General features: G+C 68.4%; 13 protein-coding genes and 1 pseudogene. 9 read left to right on the forward strand and 5 right to left on the reverse strand.

Features of this window, described 5'->3' with window-relative positions; all coding sequences use genetic code 11:
* Positions 1-17 precede the first annotated feature (17 nt).
* Both lon and DPQ23_RS09720 read right to left on the reverse strand, forming a co-directional pair.
* Entirely contained in the window at positions 18-2,435 is a 2,418-nt protein-coding gene (lon, locus tag DPQ23_RS09715; RefSeq protein ID WP_112874504.1) for an endopeptidase La, read from the reverse strand.
* Positions 2,436-2,584: 149 nt separating this feature from the next.
* Positions 2,585-3,916, reverse strand: coding sequence for an ATP-binding protein (locus tag DPQ23_RS09720; RefSeq protein ID WP_112874505.1), 1,332 nt, complete (start codon positions 3,914-3,916; stop codon positions 2,585-2,587).
* A 146-nt stretch (positions 3,917-4,062) separates the two neighbouring features.
* Between DPQ23_RS09720 and DPQ23_RS09725 the strand changes: the two genes are divergently transcribed.
* Together DPQ23_RS09725 and DPQ23_RS09730 are read left to right on the forward strand one after the other, a co-directional pair.
* The gene (locus DPQ23_RS09725) at positions 4,063-4,923 is read left to right on the forward strand and encodes an MBL fold metallo-hydrolase (protein WP_112874506.1); all 861 of its coding nucleotides are present in this window, start codon (positions 4,063-4,065) and stop codon (positions 4,921-4,923) included.
* Positions 4,924-5,227: 304 nt separating this feature from the next.
* Complete coding sequence (locus DPQ23_RS09730) at positions 5,228-6,442, forward strand: M24 family metallopeptidase (RefSeq protein ID WP_112874507.1); 1,215 nt, start codon at positions 5,228-5,230, stop codon at positions 6,440-6,442.
* Between the two features lie 63 nt (positions 6,443-6,505).
* Here the strand turns inward: DPQ23_RS09730 and DPQ23_RS09735 are convergent, their stop codons facing one another.
* A complete protein-coding gene (locus tag DPQ23_RS09735) occupies positions 6,506-7,282 on the reverse strand; it encodes a creatininase (RefSeq protein ID WP_112874508.1) in 777 nt (258 codons plus the stop codon).
* A 114-nt stretch (positions 7,283-7,396) separates the two neighbouring features.
* Between DPQ23_RS09735 and DPQ23_RS09740 the strand changes: the two genes are divergently transcribed.
* The 5 genes from DPQ23_RS09740 to DPQ23_RS09760 all read left to right on the forward strand — a co-directional run bounded on the left by DPQ23_RS09740 (position 7,397) and on the right by DPQ23_RS09760 (position 12,386).
* Positions 7,397-8,290 (forward strand): LysR substrate-binding domain-containing protein, encoded by an 894-nt coding sequence (locus DPQ23_RS09740; RefSeq protein WP_112874509.1) that lies wholly within the window; start codon positions 7,397-7,399, stop codon positions 8,288-8,290.
* Between the two features lie 125 nt (positions 8,291-8,415).
* On the forward strand, positions 8,416-9,540 hold the full coding sequence (locus tag DPQ23_RS09745) for a polyamine ABC transporter substrate-binding protein (protein ID WP_112874510.1): 1,125 nt from the start codon (positions 8,416-8,418) through the stop codon (positions 9,538-9,540).
* 64 nt (positions 9,541-9,604) lie between these two features.
* A complete protein-coding gene (locus DPQ23_RS09750) occupies positions 9,605-10,450 on the forward strand; it encodes an ABC transporter permease (protein ID WP_112874511.1) in 846 nt (281 codons plus the stop codon).
* A complete protein-coding gene (locus DPQ23_RS09755; protein WP_112874512.1) occupies positions 10,447-11,286 on the forward strand; it encodes an ABC transporter permease in 840 nt (279 codons plus the stop codon). Before DPQ23_RS09750 ends, DPQ23_RS09755 begins: the two co-directional genes overlap by 4 nt.
* Before the next feature lie 2 nt (positions 11,287-11,288).
* Positions 11,289-12,386, forward strand: a complete 1,098-nt coding sequence (locus DPQ23_RS09760) for an ABC transporter ATP-binding protein (protein ID WP_112874513.1) — start codon at positions 11,289-11,291, stop codon at positions 12,384-12,386.
* Positions 12,387-12,512: 126 nt separating this feature from the next.
* Here the strand turns inward: DPQ23_RS09760 and DPQ23_RS09765 are convergent, their stop codons facing one another.
* Together DPQ23_RS09765 and DPQ23_RS09770 are read right to left on the reverse strand one after the other, a co-directional pair.
* Entirely contained in the window at positions 12,513-14,312 is a 1,800-nt protein-coding gene (locus DPQ23_RS09765) for an NAD(P)/FAD-dependent oxidoreductase (RefSeq protein ID WP_112874514.1), read from the reverse strand.
* Between the two features lie 294 nt (positions 14,313-14,606).
* Positions 14,607-14,779 (reverse strand): annotated as a pseudogene (locus DPQ23_RS09770) (3-keto-5-aminohexanoate cleavage protein); the annotation flags it as partial.
* 368 nt (positions 14,780-15,147) lie between these two features.
* Here DPQ23_RS09770 and typA point away from each other — a divergent pair.
* Entirely contained in the window at positions 15,148-16,968 is a 1,821-nt protein-coding gene (gene typA, locus DPQ23_RS09775) for a translational GTPase TypA (protein WP_112874515.1), read from the forward strand.
* A gap of 148 nt (positions 16,969-17,116) precedes the next feature.
* Complete coding sequence (locus DPQ23_RS09780; RefSeq protein ID WP_112874516.1) at positions 17,117-17,713, forward strand: hypothetical protein; 597 nt, start codon at positions 17,117-17,119, stop codon at positions 17,711-17,713.
* Positions 17,714-17,719 lie beyond the last annotated feature (6 nt).

Below are 17,719 nucleotides of genomic sequence, written 5' to 3' on the forward strand. Positions count from 1 at the left end.
TCCGGCCCGTGCCGGCCTCAGTGGGCAAGCGACACGCCGCCCGCGCCACCCTCGCGCAGCCCGGCAAGCCGGGTGGCCTCGGCCGCCTCATAGGCCGCCTCGTCCCAGTCCATCGGCTCGGGCATGCGGACCAGGGCATGGCGCAGCACCTCGCGGACGTTCGACACCGGGATGATCGTCAGCCCCTCCTTCACGTTGGCGGGGATGTCGGCCAGGTCCTTGGCGTTTTCCTGCGGGATCAGCACCGTCTTGATGCCGCCGCGCAGCGCGGCCAGCAGCTTCTCCTTCAGCCCGCCGATCGCCAGCGCGTTGCCGCGCAGCGTGACCTCTCCGGTCATCGCGACGTCCTTGCGGACGGGGATGCCGGTCATCACGCTGACGACCGAGGTGACCATCGCCAGACCCGCGGACGGACCATCCTTGGGGGTCGCACCCTCGGGGACGTGGACGTGGATGTCGCGCTTGGAAAACTGCGGCGGCTCGATCCCCAGTTCCGGCGCGACCGAGCGCACAAAGCTGGCGGCGGCGTCGATGGATTCCTTCATGACGTCGCCCAGCTTGCCCGTCGTCTTCATCACGCCCTTGCCCGGCAGCTTCAGCGCCTCGATCTGCAACAGATCGCCGCCCGTCTGCGTCCAGGCCAGGCCCGTCACCACGCCGACCTGATCGTCCTGTTCGGCCAGACCGTAACGATGCCGGCGGACCCCCAGGTACTCCTCGGCCTTCTCGGGCGTGACCACGACCGAGGTCGCGCGACCCTTCAGGATCTCGGTCACCGCCTTGCGGGCCAGCTTGGCGATCTCGCGCTCGAGGTTCCGCACCCCGGCCTCCCGCGTGTAATAGCGGATGACATGGGTCAGCGCCTCGTCCGTGACCGAGAACTCGCCCTTGCGAAGGCCGTTGGCCTTGATCTGCTTGGGCAGCAGGTGGCCCTTGGCGATCTCGCGCTTCTCGTCCTCGGTGTAGCCGGCCAGCGGGATGATCTCCATTCGGTCCAGCAGCGGCCCCGGCATGTTGTAGCTGTTGGCGGTGGTCAGGAACATCACGTTCGACAGGTCGTATTCCACCTCGAGATAGTGGTCCACGAAGGTCGCGTTCTGTTCCGGGTCCAGCACCTCGAGCATCGCCGACGCCGGGTCGCCCCGGAAGTCCTGTCCCATCTTGTCGATCTCGTCGAGCAGGATCAGCGGGTTCGTGGTCTTGGCCTTCTTCAGCGCCTGGATGATCTTGCCGGGCATCGACCCGATATAGGTCCGCCGGTGGCCCCGGATCTCGGATTCGTCGCGCACGCCGCCAAGGCTGATGCGGATGAATTCACGTCCCGTGGCACGCGCGACCGACTTGCCCAGCGAGGTCTTGCCGACGCCGGGGGGGCCGACGAGGCACAGGATCGGTCCCTTCAGCTTGTCGCTGCGGGTCTGCACGGCCAGATACTCGACGATCCGCTCCTTGACCTTTTCAAGGCCATAGTGGTCGGCGTCCAGGATCTTCTCGGCGGCGACAAGGTCGCGCTTGGTGCGCGACTTCACGCCCCACGGCAGCGACAGCAGCCAGTCGAGGTAGTTGCGGCTGACCGTCGCCTCGGCCGACATCGGCGACATCGACTTCAGCTTCTTCAGCTCGCCCTCGGCCTTTTCGCGGGCTTCCTTGCTGAACTTGGTGGCGGCGATCTTCTGCTCCAGCTCGGCCAGCTCGTTCTGGCCATCCTCGCCGTCGCCCAGCTCGCGCTGGATCGCCTTCATCTGCTCGTTCAGGTAATATTCGCGCTGCGTCTTCTCCATCTGGTTCTTGACGCGGCTCTTGATCTTCTTCTCGACCTGCAAGACCGACATCTCGCCCTGCATCAGCCCATAGACCTTCTCCAGCCGCTGGGCGACGTCCAGCGTCTCGAGCAGGTCCTGCTTTTTCAGGATGTCGATGCCCAGGTGGCCCGACACCAGATCGGCCAGCCGGGCGGGGTCGCGCGCCTCGGCCACCGACGAGACGGCCTCCTCGGGGATGTTCTTGCGGATCTTGATGTAGCGCTCGAACTCTTCGGCGACGGCGCGGACCATCGCGACCGAAGCCTCGGCCTCGCCGCCGGTTTCGGCCAGGGGCTCGACCGACGCCTCGAAATACTCGTCGTTGTCGGCGAATCCGGTGATGCGGACGCGCGACTGCCCCTCGACCAGCACCTTGACGGTCCCGTCGGGCAGTTTCAGCAGTTGCAGCACGTTCGCCAGAACGCCGGTCGAGAAGATGCCGTCGGTCGCGGGCTCGTCGATGGACGCATCGCGCTGGGCGGCCAGCAGGATCGGGCGATCCTGCTCCATCACCGCCTCAAGCGCACGCACCGACTTTTCGCGGCCGACGAACAGCGGAACGATCATGTGCGGGAACACCACGATGTCGCGCAGCGGCAGGACCGGATGGGTGCTGGTGTATGTTTCGGTCATCTGAGTTCCTTTCTTGCCCGGAACCGACGGCCCCCACACGCGGGCAGCGCATCGTCCCTGCTTGCAGCCAATCTAGGTGCCCCGATGCCGTGCTGCAATGGTCCGGGGTTCGCACGATGTTCACACAATACATCGTGTTGGATCGATCTTCAGCGGGGGATCACGATCTCGGCGCGCAGCCCGCCCAGGCGATCGCCATCGCTCAGCCGCAGCTGCCCGCCGTGCGCGCGCGCGATGTCGGCGGCGATCGCCAGCCCCAGCCCGGCCCCCTGCCCGCGGTCCTGGTTGCGCGCCGCGTCCAGCCGCACGAACGGGCGCAGCGCATCGTCGCGGCGCGCCGCGGGGATGCCCGGCCCGTCATCCTCGACCGAGATGCGAAAGCTGCGCGGGGTCAGCACCGCGTCCACCTCGGCCCGCGAGCCGTGGCGCACGGCGTTGCCGATCAGGTTCTCGACGGCCCGGCGCAGGGCGGGCGGGCTGAAATGCGCCTGGCCCTCGCCCTCGACCTGCCCCAGCGACACGGCCTGGCCGCCGCGCTGCGCGTCGGCCACGACGCACTGGACGAAGGGGATCGCCGCCTGCGCCTCGGACGGGGTGTCCTGCGCGGCATCGCTGGCGTGTTCCAGGAAGGCGTCGATCATCGCGCCCATCTCGGCCACGTCGCGTTCCATGTCGCGGATCTCGTCCGGCTCGGGCGGCAGGTCGGGCGACAGCATGGACAGCCCCAGCCGCAGCCGCGTCAGGGGCGTGCGCAGGTCGTGGCTGATCCCCGACAGCATCAGCTTGCGCTGCTCGTTCTGCCGCTCGATCCGGTTGCGCATGTCCAGGAACGCGGTGCCGGCGCTGCGGACCTCGACGGCGCCGGCCGGGCGATAGGGTTCCACCCGGCCGCGTCCGTACGCCTCGGCGGCGACGGCCAGCCGGCGGATCGGTCGCAGCTGGTTGCGCAGGAACACCGTGGCGATCGCCGTCATCAGCGCCGAGGTCACCACCATCATCACCAGCAGCTGGTGCGGGTTCGAGGGGGTCAGCCGGGTCCGTGGGAACGCCAGCGCAAACGGGCGCGGCCCGTCCACCGCGACCACGACGCGGCGCAGGTCCGACAGGTCGACGGCGCGCAGGCCCGGAACCCTGTCGTGCAGCTCGGCGATCACCACGCGCCCCGACAGGTCGTAAAAGACCCGCCGGTCGGCCAGCCCCGGCGGCGGGGGCAGATGCAGGGTCAGGCCAAGCGGGCCCGCGATCGCCTGCCCCGCCGCCTGCGCCGCGGCGTCGTCGGGCGCGGCGGTGACGCGATCCCCGACCAGCGCCAGCTCGGCCGCGGCGGTTGCGGTCATCTGCCGGGTCACGTCCTCGAAGTGGCGCTGCAGGAACATGACGCCCACGACCAGCGTGACGACGACCACCGGCAGAAACAGGATCAGCGCGGCGCGGCCGTAAAGCCCGCCCGGCATCAGGCGCTTGAGCCACGCGAAGTTCATGCCGACCTCATGGCCGCAGCCTAGCGCCGGGTGCGCCCGCGCGAAAGGCCCCCGGCCCGGGCCGGCTGCCGCTTGCGCCCGCCGCGGCAAGGCTGTTTCCTGCCCGCCAAGGCGCGCGCGCACTCCGCGCCGCAGGGCAAGGCACGATGACCGAAATCCCCGTCCGCGTCGTGACGGCCGCGAACCCCTCGCCCCTGACCGGGCCGGGGACCAACAGCTTCCTGATCGGACGCGGCTCGGTCGCCGTCGTCGATCCCGGCCCCGACCTGCCGGGCCATGTCGAGGCGATCCTGGCCGCGGCGGGCGCCGGGCGGATCACCCATATCCTGGTCACGCATCCGCACCTGGACCATTCGGGCGCCGTGCCGCGGCTGGCGGCCGCCACGGGTGCGCCGGTGCTGGCCTTCGGCGCGCCGGACGCGGGACGGTCGCCGATGATGGACCGGCTTGCGGCCAGCGGGCAGCTTGCCTCGACCGAGGGCATCGACCACGGGTTTCGCCCCGACGTCAGCCTGTCCGACGGGGCGGTGGTCGAGAGTGACGAATGGCGGATCGAGGCGCTGCACACGCCCGGCCACATGGGCTGCCACCTGTCGTTCGCGCTGGGCGACCGCATCCTGTGCGGGGACGTGGTGATGGACTGGACGACGACGCTGATCTCTCCGCCGGACGGGGACGTGGCGGATTACCTGCGCGCGCTGGACCGGCTGTGGGCGCGCGGGGCGCGGACGCTGCTGCCCGCCCATGGCGGGGCGGTCCGCGACCCGGCCGCCCGGCTGGCGGACCTGGCCGCGCACCGGCGCGCCCGCACCGCGCAGATCCTGGCCGCGCTGGACCGCGGGCCGGGGCGGGCCGCGGACCTTGCGGCGCGCATCTACGACATCGCCCCCGCCCTGCTGCCGGCGGCGACCCGCAACGTGCTGGCGCATCTGGTCGCGCTGGCGGATCTGGGCGCGGTCAGCGCCGATCCGCAGATCGCCGCCGACGCGGTGTGGCGCCGGGCCTGAGGCGCGGCGGCCGTCAGATGATCCGGGCGCCGCTTGCGCCGTCGAACAGCTGGATCGCCCCCGCATCCGCCGCCAGCCGCAGCCCGTCGCCCAGCGGCCTGCATCCACGACACCCAGCCGGTGGTCAGGCCGCAGGGTGCGGCGCCCGACTGCTCGATCCTCTGCGAGACCCGCTCGACCACCGCCCGCCTGCGCCACCCTGACCCCAGCGGCCCTAATGACGTCATTTCCAGAACTCATTTTGGCGCCGCCGGTCCGGGCGATAGCGTGCGCCAACACCCCTGTTTGCCCGGAAGGACAGCCGATGACTGACGACATGCTGCACGTGATGGAATGGCACAACGGCGACAAGGCATTCTCGCCGTTTTCGGACGCCGAGATGACGCGGCGCCAGGACGACGTGCGCGGCTGGATGGCCCGGAACGACGTCGATGCCGCGCTGTTCACCTCGTTTCACTGCATCAACTACTATTCCGGCTGGCTCTACTGCTATTTCGGCCGGAAATACGGCATGGTCATCACGCAGGACAACGCCACGACCGTCTCGGCGGGGATCGACGGCGGCCAGCCCTGGCGGCGCAGCTTCGGCGACAACATCACCTATACCGACTGGCGCCGCGACAACTATTTCCGCGCGGTGCGCCAGCTGACGCCGGGCGTCAAGCGGCTGGGGATCGAGTTCGACCACGTCTCGCTGGACTTCCGCCGCCAGCTTGAGGCGGCGCTGCCGGGGGTCGAGTTCGTGGACGTGGCCCAGCCCTCGATGTGGATGCGGTCCATCAAGTCGGCCGAGGAGCACACACTGATCCGCGAGGGCGCGCGCATCTGCGACGTGGGCGGCGCGGCGGTGGCGGCGGCGGTCAAGGCGGGCGTGCCGGAACACGAGGTCGCCATCGCCTCGACCAACGCCATGATCCGCGAGATCGCGGCAGGCTTTCCCTTTGTGGAGCTGATGGACACCTGGACCTGGTTCCAGTCGGGCCTCAACACCGACGGCGCGCACAACCCGGTGACCAACAAGACGATCCAGTCGGGCGAGATCCTGTCGCTGAACTGCTTTCCGATGATCTTCGGCTATTACACCGCGCTGGAACGCACGATGTTCTGCGACCACGTGGACGACGCCAGCCTGGATATCTGGGAAAAGAACGTGGCCGTGCATCGCCGCGGGCTGGAGCTGATCAGGCCGGGCGCGAAGTGCAACGAGATCGCGCTGGAACTGAACGACATGTACCGCCAGTGGGACCTGCTGAAATACCGCAGCTTCGGCTATGGCCACAGCTTCGGCGTGCTGTCGCATTATTACGGCCGCGAGGCTGGCGTGGAACTGCGCGAGGACATCGAGACGGAATTGCAGCCCGGCATGGTCGTGTCGATGGAGCCGATGGTGATGCTGCCCGAGGGCGTTCCCGGCGCCGGCGGCTATCGCGAGCATGACATCCTGATCGTGGCCGAGGACGGGGCCGAGAACATCACCGGCTTCCCCTTCGGCCCCGAACACAACGTCATCCGCAACTGACCCCGCCCCGAAAACGGAAAGGCCCGGCGATGCCGGGCCTTTCCGCTGGACCGGACCGGGGGTTCAGCCGAACTCGGCCCTCAGCGCGGCCACGATGCCAGTGGTGCAGACCTCAAGCAGGATCTCGCCCTTTTCGGCCGACGCCTCCTTGGGCGAGGACAGCGTGCCCGAGCAGGGCGTCCACTCGGGCCTGACCGGATAGACGTCATAGGGGGGAAAGCGGGCCGGGGCCACGTCCAGCGCGCGGTCCAGGTGGACCAGCCCGGGATGCAGCGCCAGCATCAGCGAGGTTTCCAGAACCCCGCCGTGCTCAAGCTCCCATCCCGGAAAGCCGTTGGGGTAAAGCCGCCCGATCGTGGCCTTGTCCACGAAATCCCAATAGGACAGCACCACGATCTTCATGTCGGTGATCCCGTCCCAGCGCAGTTCGCGCAGGGCGAGGTCGATCCCCTCGATGATGAACCACGAGTTCTCGTAATGCCCGTTCACAAGGCAGATCCGGCGGACGCCGTGGCGGGCGAACTCGCGGATCACGTCGCGCAGCGCGGCCACCAGCGTCGCGCCGTCCAGGCTTGTCGTGCCCGGCAGGTGGTTGCCGCCGCCCGATTTCTGGTGCGACTTGTAGCCATAGGTGAAGGGCGGCGCGACCAGCGCGCCCGTCTGTTCGGCCACGCGGCGCGCGAACTCTGTCGGCAGCAGCACGTCCACGTGCAGCGGCATGTGATGGCCATGCTGCTCCATCGACCCGATCGGGATCAGGATCGGGGTCCGCCCGTCGCGGACTGCCGCGTCATAGTCGGGCCAGGTCATTTCCGAGGCGAAGGCGGTGGTCCGTTCCATGGCATTCCGATGCTTGATGAGTGTCGGGCAAACTGAGTACCGGGCAAATCTACGTTGCCGCAGCGGCCCGCGGAAAATAGGTTGTGCCAATCCCGACATTGGCAGGACAAATCCATGGCCCTGATCACGAATCTGCCCACCGACCTGCTGCGCACCTTTATCGCCGTGGTCGAGTTGGGGGGACATTCCAAGGCCGGCGCGGTGCTGGGCCGCAGCCAGCCCGCCATCTCGCTGCAGATCCGGCGACTGGAGGAGCTGGTCCGCGCGCCCCTGCTGATGCACGAGGGGCGCGCCATCCTGCCCACCCCCGACGGCGAGGCGCTGCTGAGCTATGCGCGCGAGATCCTGCGCGTCAATGACGAGGCGGTGGGCCATTTCCATCGCACCGCCGTGGCGGGCGTGCTGCGGATCGGCCTGCCCACCGATTACGCCGTGGCGTTCCTGCAAAAGACGCTCACCGCCTTCATCCACGACCACCCCGAGGTCGACCTGGAGATCCACTGCGATCTCAGCCGCGAGCTGCACCAGCAGCTGCGGTCCGACGGACTGGACATCATCGTGGCGACGATCCCCACGCCGCGGATGCCTTATCTCTCGCGCAGCTGGACCGAGCAGCCGATCTGGGCGGCGGCCGAGGACTTTCGCGCGCCTCCCGGCCGGCCCGTCCCCTTGGGCGCCCACCCCGAGGGCTGCGATTATCGCGGGCGGATGCTGTCGGCACTGGATTCGGTCGAGCGGCGCTGGCGGATCGTGTACACGGGGCCCGGCATCTCGGGACTGCAGAACGCGGTGCTGAACGGGCTGTGCGTCACCGCGCTGACCCACGCCACCATGCTGCCCGGCATGCGCACGCTGCGCGAGGACGAGGGCTTTCCCAGCCTCGAGCCGCTGCGCATCGGCCTGCTCTACAAGCACCCCAGGCTGTCTGCGCCGGGCCTGCAGCTGGTCAGCGACATGGTGGCGGGAATCGAAACCGTCGGCTCGGGCGTCAGGCCCCTGCCCGGCTGATGCGTCCGCAGGCAGATAACGGCGGCAAATGATCCGATTTCAAGAACGGATTTTGCGGGGTCCGCGCGATCCCCTAGCGTCGGGGCAATGACAAAGCCCGCCACCAACAGGACAGGTCAACCGCCATGGCGCACCTTCGTTCCCCGCTGACAGGACTAACCCGGCGTTCCGTTCTGGCAACGGGCGCCGCCGCGCTGGCCACGCCGATGCTGTCGCGCCGCGCCTTTGCGGCCGCGACCGAGCTGACGATGCTGGCCTGGTACGGCCACGCCGAGCCTGACATGGTCGCCGAGTTCGAGGCCCAGAACAACGTCAAGTTCGTGCCCAAGTACTATACCGGCGGCGATAACATGCTGGGGCTGATCTCGCAGTCGCCGCCCGGCACGTTCGACATCATCCTGTCCGACGCCGAATACGTCCAGCAGCTGAACGCCGCCGGCTATATCGACGAGCTTGACCCGGCCGACTATCATTTTGACGAGTATTTCCCCGAGTTCCAGCAGTTCCCCGGCCACTGGCTGGACGGAAAGCTGTTCTCGGTCATGGCGCGCTTCGGCTTTCTGGGCGTCGCCTACAACACCGACGCCCTGACCGAGGCCGAGGCGTCCACCTACAACGTGTTCTGGGACCCCAAGCTGACCGGCAAGGTCGGGCACTTCGACTGGCACCTGCCGAACCTGGGCCAGATCAGCCTGCTGAACGGCAACCCGATCCCCTATGACATCGACGAGGCCGCGTGGGAGGCCGTGAAGGACAAGACCATGACGCTGCGCCCGCAGGTTGGCGGGTTCTTCGATTACGGCGGCACCTTCTCGTCGCTGAACGACGGGCAGATGCTGGCCTTTGCCGGGATCGGCGACTGGATCACCGGCACGCTGGAAAAGAACGGCGCCAAGGTGCGCTCGATCATCCCCGAGGAGGGCGGCCTGCAGTGGACCGAAAGCTGGTCCATCGGCAAGGGGTCGTCCAAGGCCGACCTTGCGAAGAAATGGATCCAGTACGCCACCTCGGCCCAGGGCCAGGCGAAATCGGCCAACATGGCCGCCTATCCCGCGCTGATCCCAAACCAGAAGGGGTGGGAGGTGCTGAACGCCGAAAACCCCGCCGAGGCCAAGCGCCAGGGCATGGTGATCGGTCAAAGCAACGTCATGGACATGATCCGGTCGGGCAAGATCCAGTTCCGCCAGCTGCCGATCCAGCAGGACCTGGAAACCTGGAACGACTTCTGGTCGGACTACAAGGGCGCCTAACCCCGGCGGGTCCGGCGCATCCCGCGCCGGGCCGCGCCCCACCCCAGCCGGAGTGCCGCGATCCATGCGCCGCCACCTGTCCCTGTACGGGCTGACCTTTTCGCTGCCCCTGCTGATCTGGCAGCTCGTCTTCTTCGTCTTTCCGCTGTGCTTTCTGGTCGCGCTCAGCTTCTGGACGGTCAGGAACTTTGCCATGCGGCCTGACTTCGACACCGTGAACTGGGTGACGATGTACGGCCGCAAGGTGTTCTGGCAGGCCTATGCGACGACCTTTGCACTGGCGGCAGTGGCGTCCGTGCTGACCAGCGTGCTGGCGTTCCCCTGTTCGTACGCCATCGCCTTCAAGATGTCGGACCGCGCGCGCCGCTGGGCGGTGTTTCTGATGGTGATCCCGTTCTTTACCAGCTACTTGGTGCGGGTCTATTCTTGGCAGATCTTTCTGTCGGACGCGGGCATCCTGAACGTGCTGTTCGGCTGGGTTGGCTTGGGGCCATACGGGATGCTGAACACCGTCGGCGCGACGATGATCGGCTATCTGACGCTCAGCTTTCCGCTGGTGGTGCTGCTGCAGCTGTTCAGCCTGGTGTTCATCGACCGCACCCTGATCGAGGCGGCGCACAACCTGCGCTGCGGCCGTCTGCGGACGGTCTTTGCCGTCATCATCCCGTCCGCCCGCGTGGGTCTGGTGATCGCGGCGCTGTTCTGCTTCATCCTCAGCTTCGGCGACTTCGTGAGCCCCGTCTATCTGGGCGGGGGTGATCCGACCACCCTGTCCATCCTGATCACCGACACGACCAAATCCGGGCAGCAGTGGCCGCGGGCGGCCGTGATTGCGCTGACCATGATCGGGACGCTGATGGTGGTCGCCTTCCTGTCGGTCCGCTTTGCCTACAAGGGACGCAACGCATGAGCGATGACGGCGCGCAGGACATCAACCGCAGCCGCGCGGTGGACTGGGCGCTTCGCGCCTATGTCGTGGCGGCCTATGCCTTTGTCTTCGCCCCGATCCTGGCCAGCTTCGTGTTCTCGTTCAACTCGGACCGGTTCCCGTCGCTGCCGCTGGGGCAGTTCTCTCTGGACTGGTACCGGGCCGTCGCCGCCGACCCGCTGGTGTGGGAGGGGCTGCGCAACACCCTGCTGGTGGGCGTGGTCGCGGGCGTGATCTCGACCGCGCTGGGGTTCGGCGCGGCCTATACCGACTATCGCTATCAGTTCTTCGGCAAGCAGGTCTATCTGGCGCTGGCGCTGCTGCCGCCGACGATCCCGGTCATCATCATGGGTCTGGCGATGCTGGCCTTCCTGTCGCGCATGGACCTGTCGGGCAACGCGCTGTCGGTCATCATCTCGCACGTCGTGATCTGCGCGCCCTTTGCCATGGCCATCGTCCGGCTGCGGCTTTCGCAGATGGACCCGGCGCTGGAACCCGCCGCCTGGAACCTGGGCGCGTCGGAATGGCAGACCATGCGCCATGTCGTCATGCCCTTCACCCGTCCGGCGATCCTGGGGGCGCTGTTCATCACGATGGCCGTGTCGTTCGACGAATTCGCCATCGCCTGGTTCGTGTCCGGGCTGAACGAGACGCTGCCCGTCAAGGTGCTGGGCTTTCTTCAGGGCCAGGTCAGCCCGCGCATCAACGCCATCGGCAGCTTCGTGTTCGTCACCTCGATGACACTGGTGATCCTGGCACAGGTGCTGCTGGCCGGACGCGACACAACGGCCCGGCGCGCGTCGGGCGAACAGGAGTGACGATGCAAACCGATACGCTGGTCTCGATCGACGGTGTCATCAAGCGCTTTGGCAGCTTTGTCGCCGTGCAGCGGATGGACCTGGACATCCGCAAGGGCGAGTTCCTGGCCATCATGGGGTCCAGCGGCTGCGGCAAGACCACGACGCTGCGGATGCTGGCAGGCCTCGAGGCGCCCAGCGAGGGCGTGATCCGGTTGGCGGGCCAGCCCATCAACGACCTGCCCACCTGGGCCCGCGACACGCCGATGGTCTGGCAGAGCCTTGCGCTGTTTCCGTTCCTGAACGTGCGCGAGAACGTCGAGTTCGCGCTGAAGATGCGGGGCGTCGGCCGCGAGGAGCGGCGCCAGCGGGCCGAGCAGTGGCTGGAGCGGATGCAGATCGCCGAGTTCGCGGACCGCAACATCGCGCAGCTGTCCGGCGGCCAGCGCCAGCGGGTCGCGCTGGCCCGGTCGCTGGTGGTGGAACCCCAGATCCTGCTGCTGGACGAGCCGCTGTCGGCGCTGGACGCGGCGCTGAAGGTGCGGATGCAGTCGCTGCTGAAGAACCTGCAACGGCAGACGGGCATCACCTTCGTCTATGTCACCCACAGCCAGTCCGAGGCGTTCTCGATGGCCGACCGCGTCGTCATCATGAGCCGCGGCAAGATCGAGCAGATCGGCACGCCCCAGGACATCTATCGCGCGCCGCGCACCCGGTTCGTCGCCGACTTCCTCGGCTCGTCGAACATCTTCGACGGCACCGTGTCGCGCATCCTGCCCGACGGGGTCGAGCTGGACACCCCCAGCGGCCGGCTGCGCCAGACCGGGGGCAGCCCCGAGGGCCGGCCGGGCACGGGCCGACCGGCCACGCTGACGGTGCTGGACACAAGGATGCGGCTCAGCCGGACCCCGCCGCCGGACGGCACGAACGTCGTCCCCGTCCGCGTCGTGGGCGAGGAATTCGTGGGCGCCACGGCGACCGTCTATCTGGAAACCGAGCACGGCCAGGAGATCCGCGTGCAGAAGGGGCACGAGGAACTGGCAGACCTGTCGATCCAGCCCGGCCAGGCCCTGTTCGCCCACTGGTCGCCCGAGGACGGCCATCTTCTGACGCAGGCGTGACCCGCCGCGCGCTGGGGGCGTCCTGTCCCAGCGCACGGGGGCGCGGTCGCGCACAGGCGGGCGTGGCTGGGCCGGGCCTGCACAGGCGGCGGCCCGGCGCGCCGAACGCCGGGCCGGCCGCGCGGTTCAGCTGAGGTGGTGGACCGGCTGGACCTTGTAGATGGGCGTGTCCAGCCCCTCCATCCGGGCCTTCAGCTGCAGCGCCAGATAGGATGAGTAATGGCGCGACTGGTGCAGGTTGCCGCCGTGGAACCACAGCGCCTCCTGCTGGGTCGGCTTCCACATGTTGCGCTGCTCGCCCTCCCACGGGCCGGGGTCCTTGGTCGTGTCCGAGCCGAGGCCCCAGACCTTGCCGACCTTGTCGGCCACGTCCTGCCCGATCAAGTCCGCGACCCATCCGTTCATCGACCCGTATCCCGTGGCATAGACGATCAGGTCCGCGGGCAGAACCTCGCCCGTGTCCAGCCGGACTCCCTCGGGCACGATCTCGGTGACCTGCCCCTGCGCCAGCTTGATCTTGCCGTCGATGATCAGCTGGCTGGCGCCCACGTCGATGTAATAGCCCGATCCCCGCCGCAGGTATTTCATGAACAGGCCCGAGCCGTCGTCGCCCCAGTCCAGACGGAACCCGGCCTTTTCCAGCCCCTCGTAAAAGGCCGCGTCGCGTTCCTTCATCTGCTCGTACAGAGGGATCTGCCACTGGTGCATGATCCGGTAGGGCAGCGAGGCAAAGATCAGGTCGGCCTTTTCCGTGGTCATGCCGTTCTGCACGGCCTGTTCGGAATACAGCGCGCCCAGCCCAATCTCCATCAGCGATTCCGACCGCACGATATGGGTGGTGGACCGCTGGACCATGGTCACGTCGGCATCGTGTTCCCACAGCGCCGCCGCGATGTCGTGGGCCGAGTTGTTCGAGCCAATGATGACGACCTTTTTCCCGGCATAGGCGTCCGGGCCGGGGTGCCGGGACGAATGATGCTGCTCGCCGGCAAAGCTGTCGGCGCCGGGAAACGCCGGCAGGCGCGGCTTGCCCGACATGCCGGTGGCCAGCACAAGCTGTTTCGGCCTCAGCACGACCTCGGTGCCGTCGCGGTCGATCACGACGGTCCATTCCTTCGTCGCCTCGTCATAGCTGGCGCGCTTGCAGGTGCTGCGCGTCCAGTAGTTCAGTTCCATGACCCGGGTGTACATCTCAAGCCAGTCGGCGATCTTGTCCTTGGGCGCAAAGACCGGCCAGGTGTCGGGGAACTTGATATAGGGCAGGTGGTCGTACCAGACCGGGTCGTGCAGGCACAGCGACTTGTAGCGGTTGCGCCACTGGTCGCCGGGGCGGTCGTGCTTGTCCACGATGATCGTGGGCACCCCCAGCTGACGCAGCCGCGCCCCCAGCGCGATGCCGCCCTGCCCGCCCCCGATGATGACGGCATAGGGCTGGCGTTCATACCCCAGCGCGGCCGCCTCGGCCTCGCGCTCCTCGCGCCAGCTGGGGCGGTTCCTGTCCGCGCCGTGCCGGGCGCCCAAGGGACGGGCAAAGCCCTTCGCCTCCTCGTGGCCCTTCAGCTCCTGCATGGTGGTCAGCAGGGTCCAGATCTTGCCGTCCCGCAGGCGGACAAGGCCCTGTCCCCGCGCCACCGCGGTTTCGAACCGGATCCAGGCGGTGATGACGCCGCCCTCCTCGGACGGGGTCTCGGCCTCGTCCAGGCGCCAGCCGGTCGGACGCACGCTGTCCAGCTGGCTGCGCAGCATGTCGGCCACCTGCTCGCGCCCCTCCATCGTGCGCAGGTTCCAGGTGAACGCCACCAGGTCGCGCCAGTAGCAGTCGGTCACGAACATCTGCGTCGCCGCGTCGATGTCGCCGGACTGCAGCGCCGCGCCGAACGCGTCCAGCAGGGCCTGCGCCTGCTGCGAGACTGTCGAATCAAGCATCCCCGTCCTCCCCTCGGTCAAGCTCCTCCGGGGACAAGGTTGCCGTGCAATGGCCCGCCTGCACAGCGATTTCGTCCGGGCCGAGGCGGGCAGGCCTGTCTGAGGTCCGGCCTTGCCGCCGGGATGCGAAAGCGGCGCGTGCGGTGCGGTCGGAACAGGGGGCGTCGGACAACCCTGCCCCGCCAACGCCCCCCGGACCTGGCGCCGCGTGGGCAGCAACCCTGTGGCGGGCACAAGCGGCGCGCCCCCCTTGTGCAGGGCACCGCCGCTCTGCCGCGCCCCGCACGCAGGTTTTCAGGCCGCGCGCAGCCCCAGCATCTCGCGCGCCTGCTGCCATGTGGCGACGGGGCGGCCGTGCCTGTCGCACAGCTCCACCACCCGGCGCACCCGCGCCGCGTTCGAGGACGCCAGCCGGTCGCGGTCCAGCCGCACGTTGTCCTCGCAAGCCCCGTGCGGGTGGGCCGCCCCTGGGCGACCGATACAGGGTCCCGCCTGCGGACCGACCGGGACGGCGCGTGCCCGGCCCCGAACACGACGGCGGCCCGGCCCGGAACCCGGCGGCCGCGCGGGGGTTGGGCTTGCTGACAGCCGGGACTGGCCCGGTGCTGCGGAAAGGCCCTGTCCCATGAACTCCATCATCTACATCGTCGGTCTGGTCGTTGTCGTGCTGTTCGTGCTGTCGATGCTGGGCCTGCGCTGAGGCGCTGCCGCAACAGAGGGGCCGCGCCCTTGCAGGGCGCGCGCCGGCACAGGGGAACGCGCGGGCTTTTGCGGGTGGCGCTTGGCCCACCACTCGGATAGGTGCGCGCCAACCCCCGAACAGACAGGCGCCGTCATGGACATCCGCAACATCGCCATCATCGCCCACGTGGACCATGGCAAGACAACACTGGTCGACCAACTGCTGAAGCAGTCGGGCAGCTTCCGCGAGAACCAGGCCGTCGCCGAACGCGCGATGGATTCGAACGACATCGAACGCGAACGCGGCATCACCATCCTGGCCAAGGCGACCTCGGTCGAATGGAAGGGCACCCGCATCAACATCGTGGACACCCCCGGCCACGCCGATTTCGGCGGCGAGGTGGAACGCATCCTGTCGATGGTCGATGGCGTGTGCCTGCTGGTGGACGCGGCCGAAGGGCCGATGCCGCAGACCAAGTTCGTGACCTCCAAGGCGCTGGCGCTGGGCCTGCGCCCCATCGTCGTGCTGAACAAGGTGGACAAGCCCGCGGCCGAGCCGGACCAGACGCTGAACGAGGTCTTCGACCTGTTCGCGAACCTCGGCGCGACCGACGAGCAGCTGGACTTTCCGCATGTCTACGCCTCGGGGATCGGCGGCTGGGCCGACGAGACGCTGGACGGCCCGCGCAAGGACATGTCGGCGCTGTTCGACCTGGTGCTGCGCCACGTGCCGCCGCCCGCGCAGCTGGCCCACCGCGACGAGCCGTTCAGGATGCTGGCGACCACGCTGGGCGCGGACCCGTTCATCGGCCGGATCCTGACCGGCCGGGTCGAGGCCGGGACCGCCCGGGCGGGCGACACGCTGAAGGCGCTGTCGCACGACGGCGAACGCATCGAGCAGTTCCGCGTGTCCAAGATCCTGGCCTTTCGCGGCCTGACCCAGACCACGATCGACGAGGCGGTGGCCGGCGACATCGTGACGCTGGCGGGAATGACCAAGGCGACCGTCGCGGACACGCTGTGCGCCCCCGAGGTCGATGCCCCCCTGCAGGCCAAGCCCATCGACCCGCCCACGATCAGCGTGACCTTCGGCATCAACGACAGCCCGCTGGCCGGGCGCGACGGGACCAAGGTGCAGTCGCGCGTGATCCGCGAGCGGCTGCTGCGCGAGGCGGAAACGAACGTCGCCATCAAGGTCGAGGACACGCCGGGCGGGGACGCCTTCGTGGTGTCCGGCCGGGGCGAGTTGCAGATGGGCGTGCTGATCGAGAACATGCGCCGCGAAGGCTTCGAGCTGTCGATTTCCCGCCCGCGCGTGATCTTCCGCGACGAGGGCGGCCAGCGGCTCGAACCGGTCGAGGAGGTCATCATCGACGTGGATGACGACTATACCGGCGTCGTCATCGACAAGCTGACCGGCACCCGCAAGGGCGACCTGCTGGAAATGCGGCCCGCGGGCCACGGCAAGACGCGGATCGTCGCGCACGTGCCGTCGCGCGGGCTGATCGGCTATCAGGGCGAATTCATGACCGACACGCGCGGCAACGGCGTGCTGAACCGCATCTTTCATGGCTGGGTGCCCTACAAGGGCCCGATCCAGGGCCGCCGGCAGGGCGTGCTGATCTCGATGGAGGACGGCGTGTCCGTCGCCTATGCGCTGTGGAACCTCGAGGAACGCGGCAAGCTGTTCATCGGCGCGCAGGAGCAGGTCTACCAGGGCATGATCATCGGCGAGCACTCGCGCGACAACGACCTGGAGGTGAACCCGCTGAAGGGCAAGAAGCTGACCAACGTCCGCGCCTCGGGCACGGACGAGGCGGTGCGGCTGACGCCCCCGGTGCGGATGAGCCTGGAGGCGGCGATCGCCTATATCGACGACGATGAGCTGGTCGAGGTCACGCCCAAGATCGTGCGGCTGCGCAAGCGCCACCTGGACCCGCACGAGCGCAAGCGCCAGTCGCGCGCCGAGGGCTGAGCGGGCTAGACCGGCGGACCGGATCGGGGCACCGGCAAGCAAGGATGCTTGCATCCGTGTCAAGGCGCCATGAATGTAGGATCAACGGGTTGAACCCCGGCCCTGCGCCGGGGCTGCCCTTCCCAACCCCGCCGACGGAGCAAGCGCCATGCCCCACAGCGAACCGTTGATCGATCGCATGATCAAGGAAGCCGTGCAGTACCTGCTGGATGCGCGCACCCAGGCGCTGACGGTGGCGGCCCTGTCGCAGCGGACCGGGGTGGACCTTGCGGTCCTGCACACGCTGTTTGCCGACGACCACGCCCTGTCCGAGGCCGTCGGCAACTATGTGGCCATCCAGCTGACCGACGCCATGTCGCGGGCGGTCGCCGCCGCCCCGTCTGGCGACAACCGTGCGGCGCTGATCGCCCTGGGCGCCGCCCATGTCGCCTGGGCCCGCAAGAACCGAGAGCTGTATGGCGTCGTCTCGGCGCGGCTGCTGATGACGGACGGGGGAAGCTGGGCGTTTCACCGTTACGATTCCAGCTTTGTGCCGCTGGTGCGTCAGTTCCTGGGGGAAACGCACGGCCAGACGACGCGCCGGGCGGCGATGGCCCGCAGCTTCATCTTCGGGATCACGGCGCTGGCCCTGGAGGAGCGGCTTGACGTCTGGTTGCGCCCCGACAGCTCCATCGACCACGAGATGATGGCGACGATCAGCGACTTCGTGGACATGCTGCTGAGCTGGGTGCCCCGGCAGACCTAGCGCACG

This window comes from Paracoccus endophyticus, from assembly GCF_003286075.1.
Lineage (GTDB): Bacteria > Pseudomonadota > Alphaproteobacteria > Rhodobacterales > Rhodobacteraceae > Paracoccus > Paracoccus endophyticus.

Excerpts from the sequence above, each read along its gene's own strand:
- DPQ23_RS09730 (WP_112874507.1), top strand. The coding sequence starts at position 5,228 with ATGACTGACGACATGCTGCACGTGATGGAATGGCACAACGGCGACAAG.
- DPQ23_RS09735 (WP_112874508.1), bottom strand. The coding sequence starts at position 7,282 with ATGGAACGGACCACCGCCTTCGCCTCGGAAATGACCTGGCCCGACTAT.
- DPQ23_RS09740 (WP_112874509.1), top strand. The coding sequence starts at position 7,397 with ATGGCCCTGATCACGAATCTGCCCACCGACCTGCTGCGCACCTTTATC.
- DPQ23_RS09725 (WP_112874506.1), top strand. The coding sequence starts at position 4,063 with ATGACCGAAATCCCCGTCCGCGTCGTGACGGCCGCGAACCCCTCGCCC.
- DPQ23_RS09720 (WP_112874505.1), bottom strand. The coding sequence starts at position 3,916 with ATGAACTTCGCGTGGCTCAAGCGCCTGATGCCGGGCGGGCTTTACGGC.
- DPQ23_RS09750 (WP_112874511.1), top strand. The coding sequence starts at position 9,605 with ATGCGCCGCCACCTGTCCCTGTACGGGCTGACCTTTTCGCTGCCCCTG.
- DPQ23_RS09760 (WP_112874513.1), top strand. The coding sequence starts at position 11,289 with ATGCAAACCGATACGCTGGTCTCGATCGACGGTGTCATCAAGCGCTTT.
- DPQ23_RS09755 (WP_112874512.1), top strand. The coding sequence starts at position 10,447 with ATGAGCGATGACGGCGCGCAGGACATCAACCGCAGCCGCGCGGTGGAC.
- DPQ23_RS09745 (WP_112874510.1), top strand. The coding sequence starts at position 8,416 with ATGGCGCACCTTCGTTCCCCGCTGACAGGACTAACCCGGCGTTCCGTT.
- DPQ23_RS09780 (WP_112874516.1), top strand. The coding sequence starts at position 17,117 with ATGCCCCACAGCGAACCGTTGATCGATCGCATGATCAAGGAAGCCGTG.
- lon (WP_112874504.1), bottom strand. The coding sequence starts at position 2,435 with ATGACCGAAACATACACCAGCACCCATCCGGTCCTGCCGCTGCGCGAC.
- typA (WP_112874515.1), top strand. The coding sequence starts at position 15,148 with ATGGACATCCGCAACATCGCCATCATCGCCCACGTGGACCATGGCAAG.
- DPQ23_RS09765 (WP_112874514.1), bottom strand. The coding sequence starts at position 14,312 with ATGCTTGATTCGACAGTCTCGCAGCAGGCGCAGGCCCTGCTGGACGCG.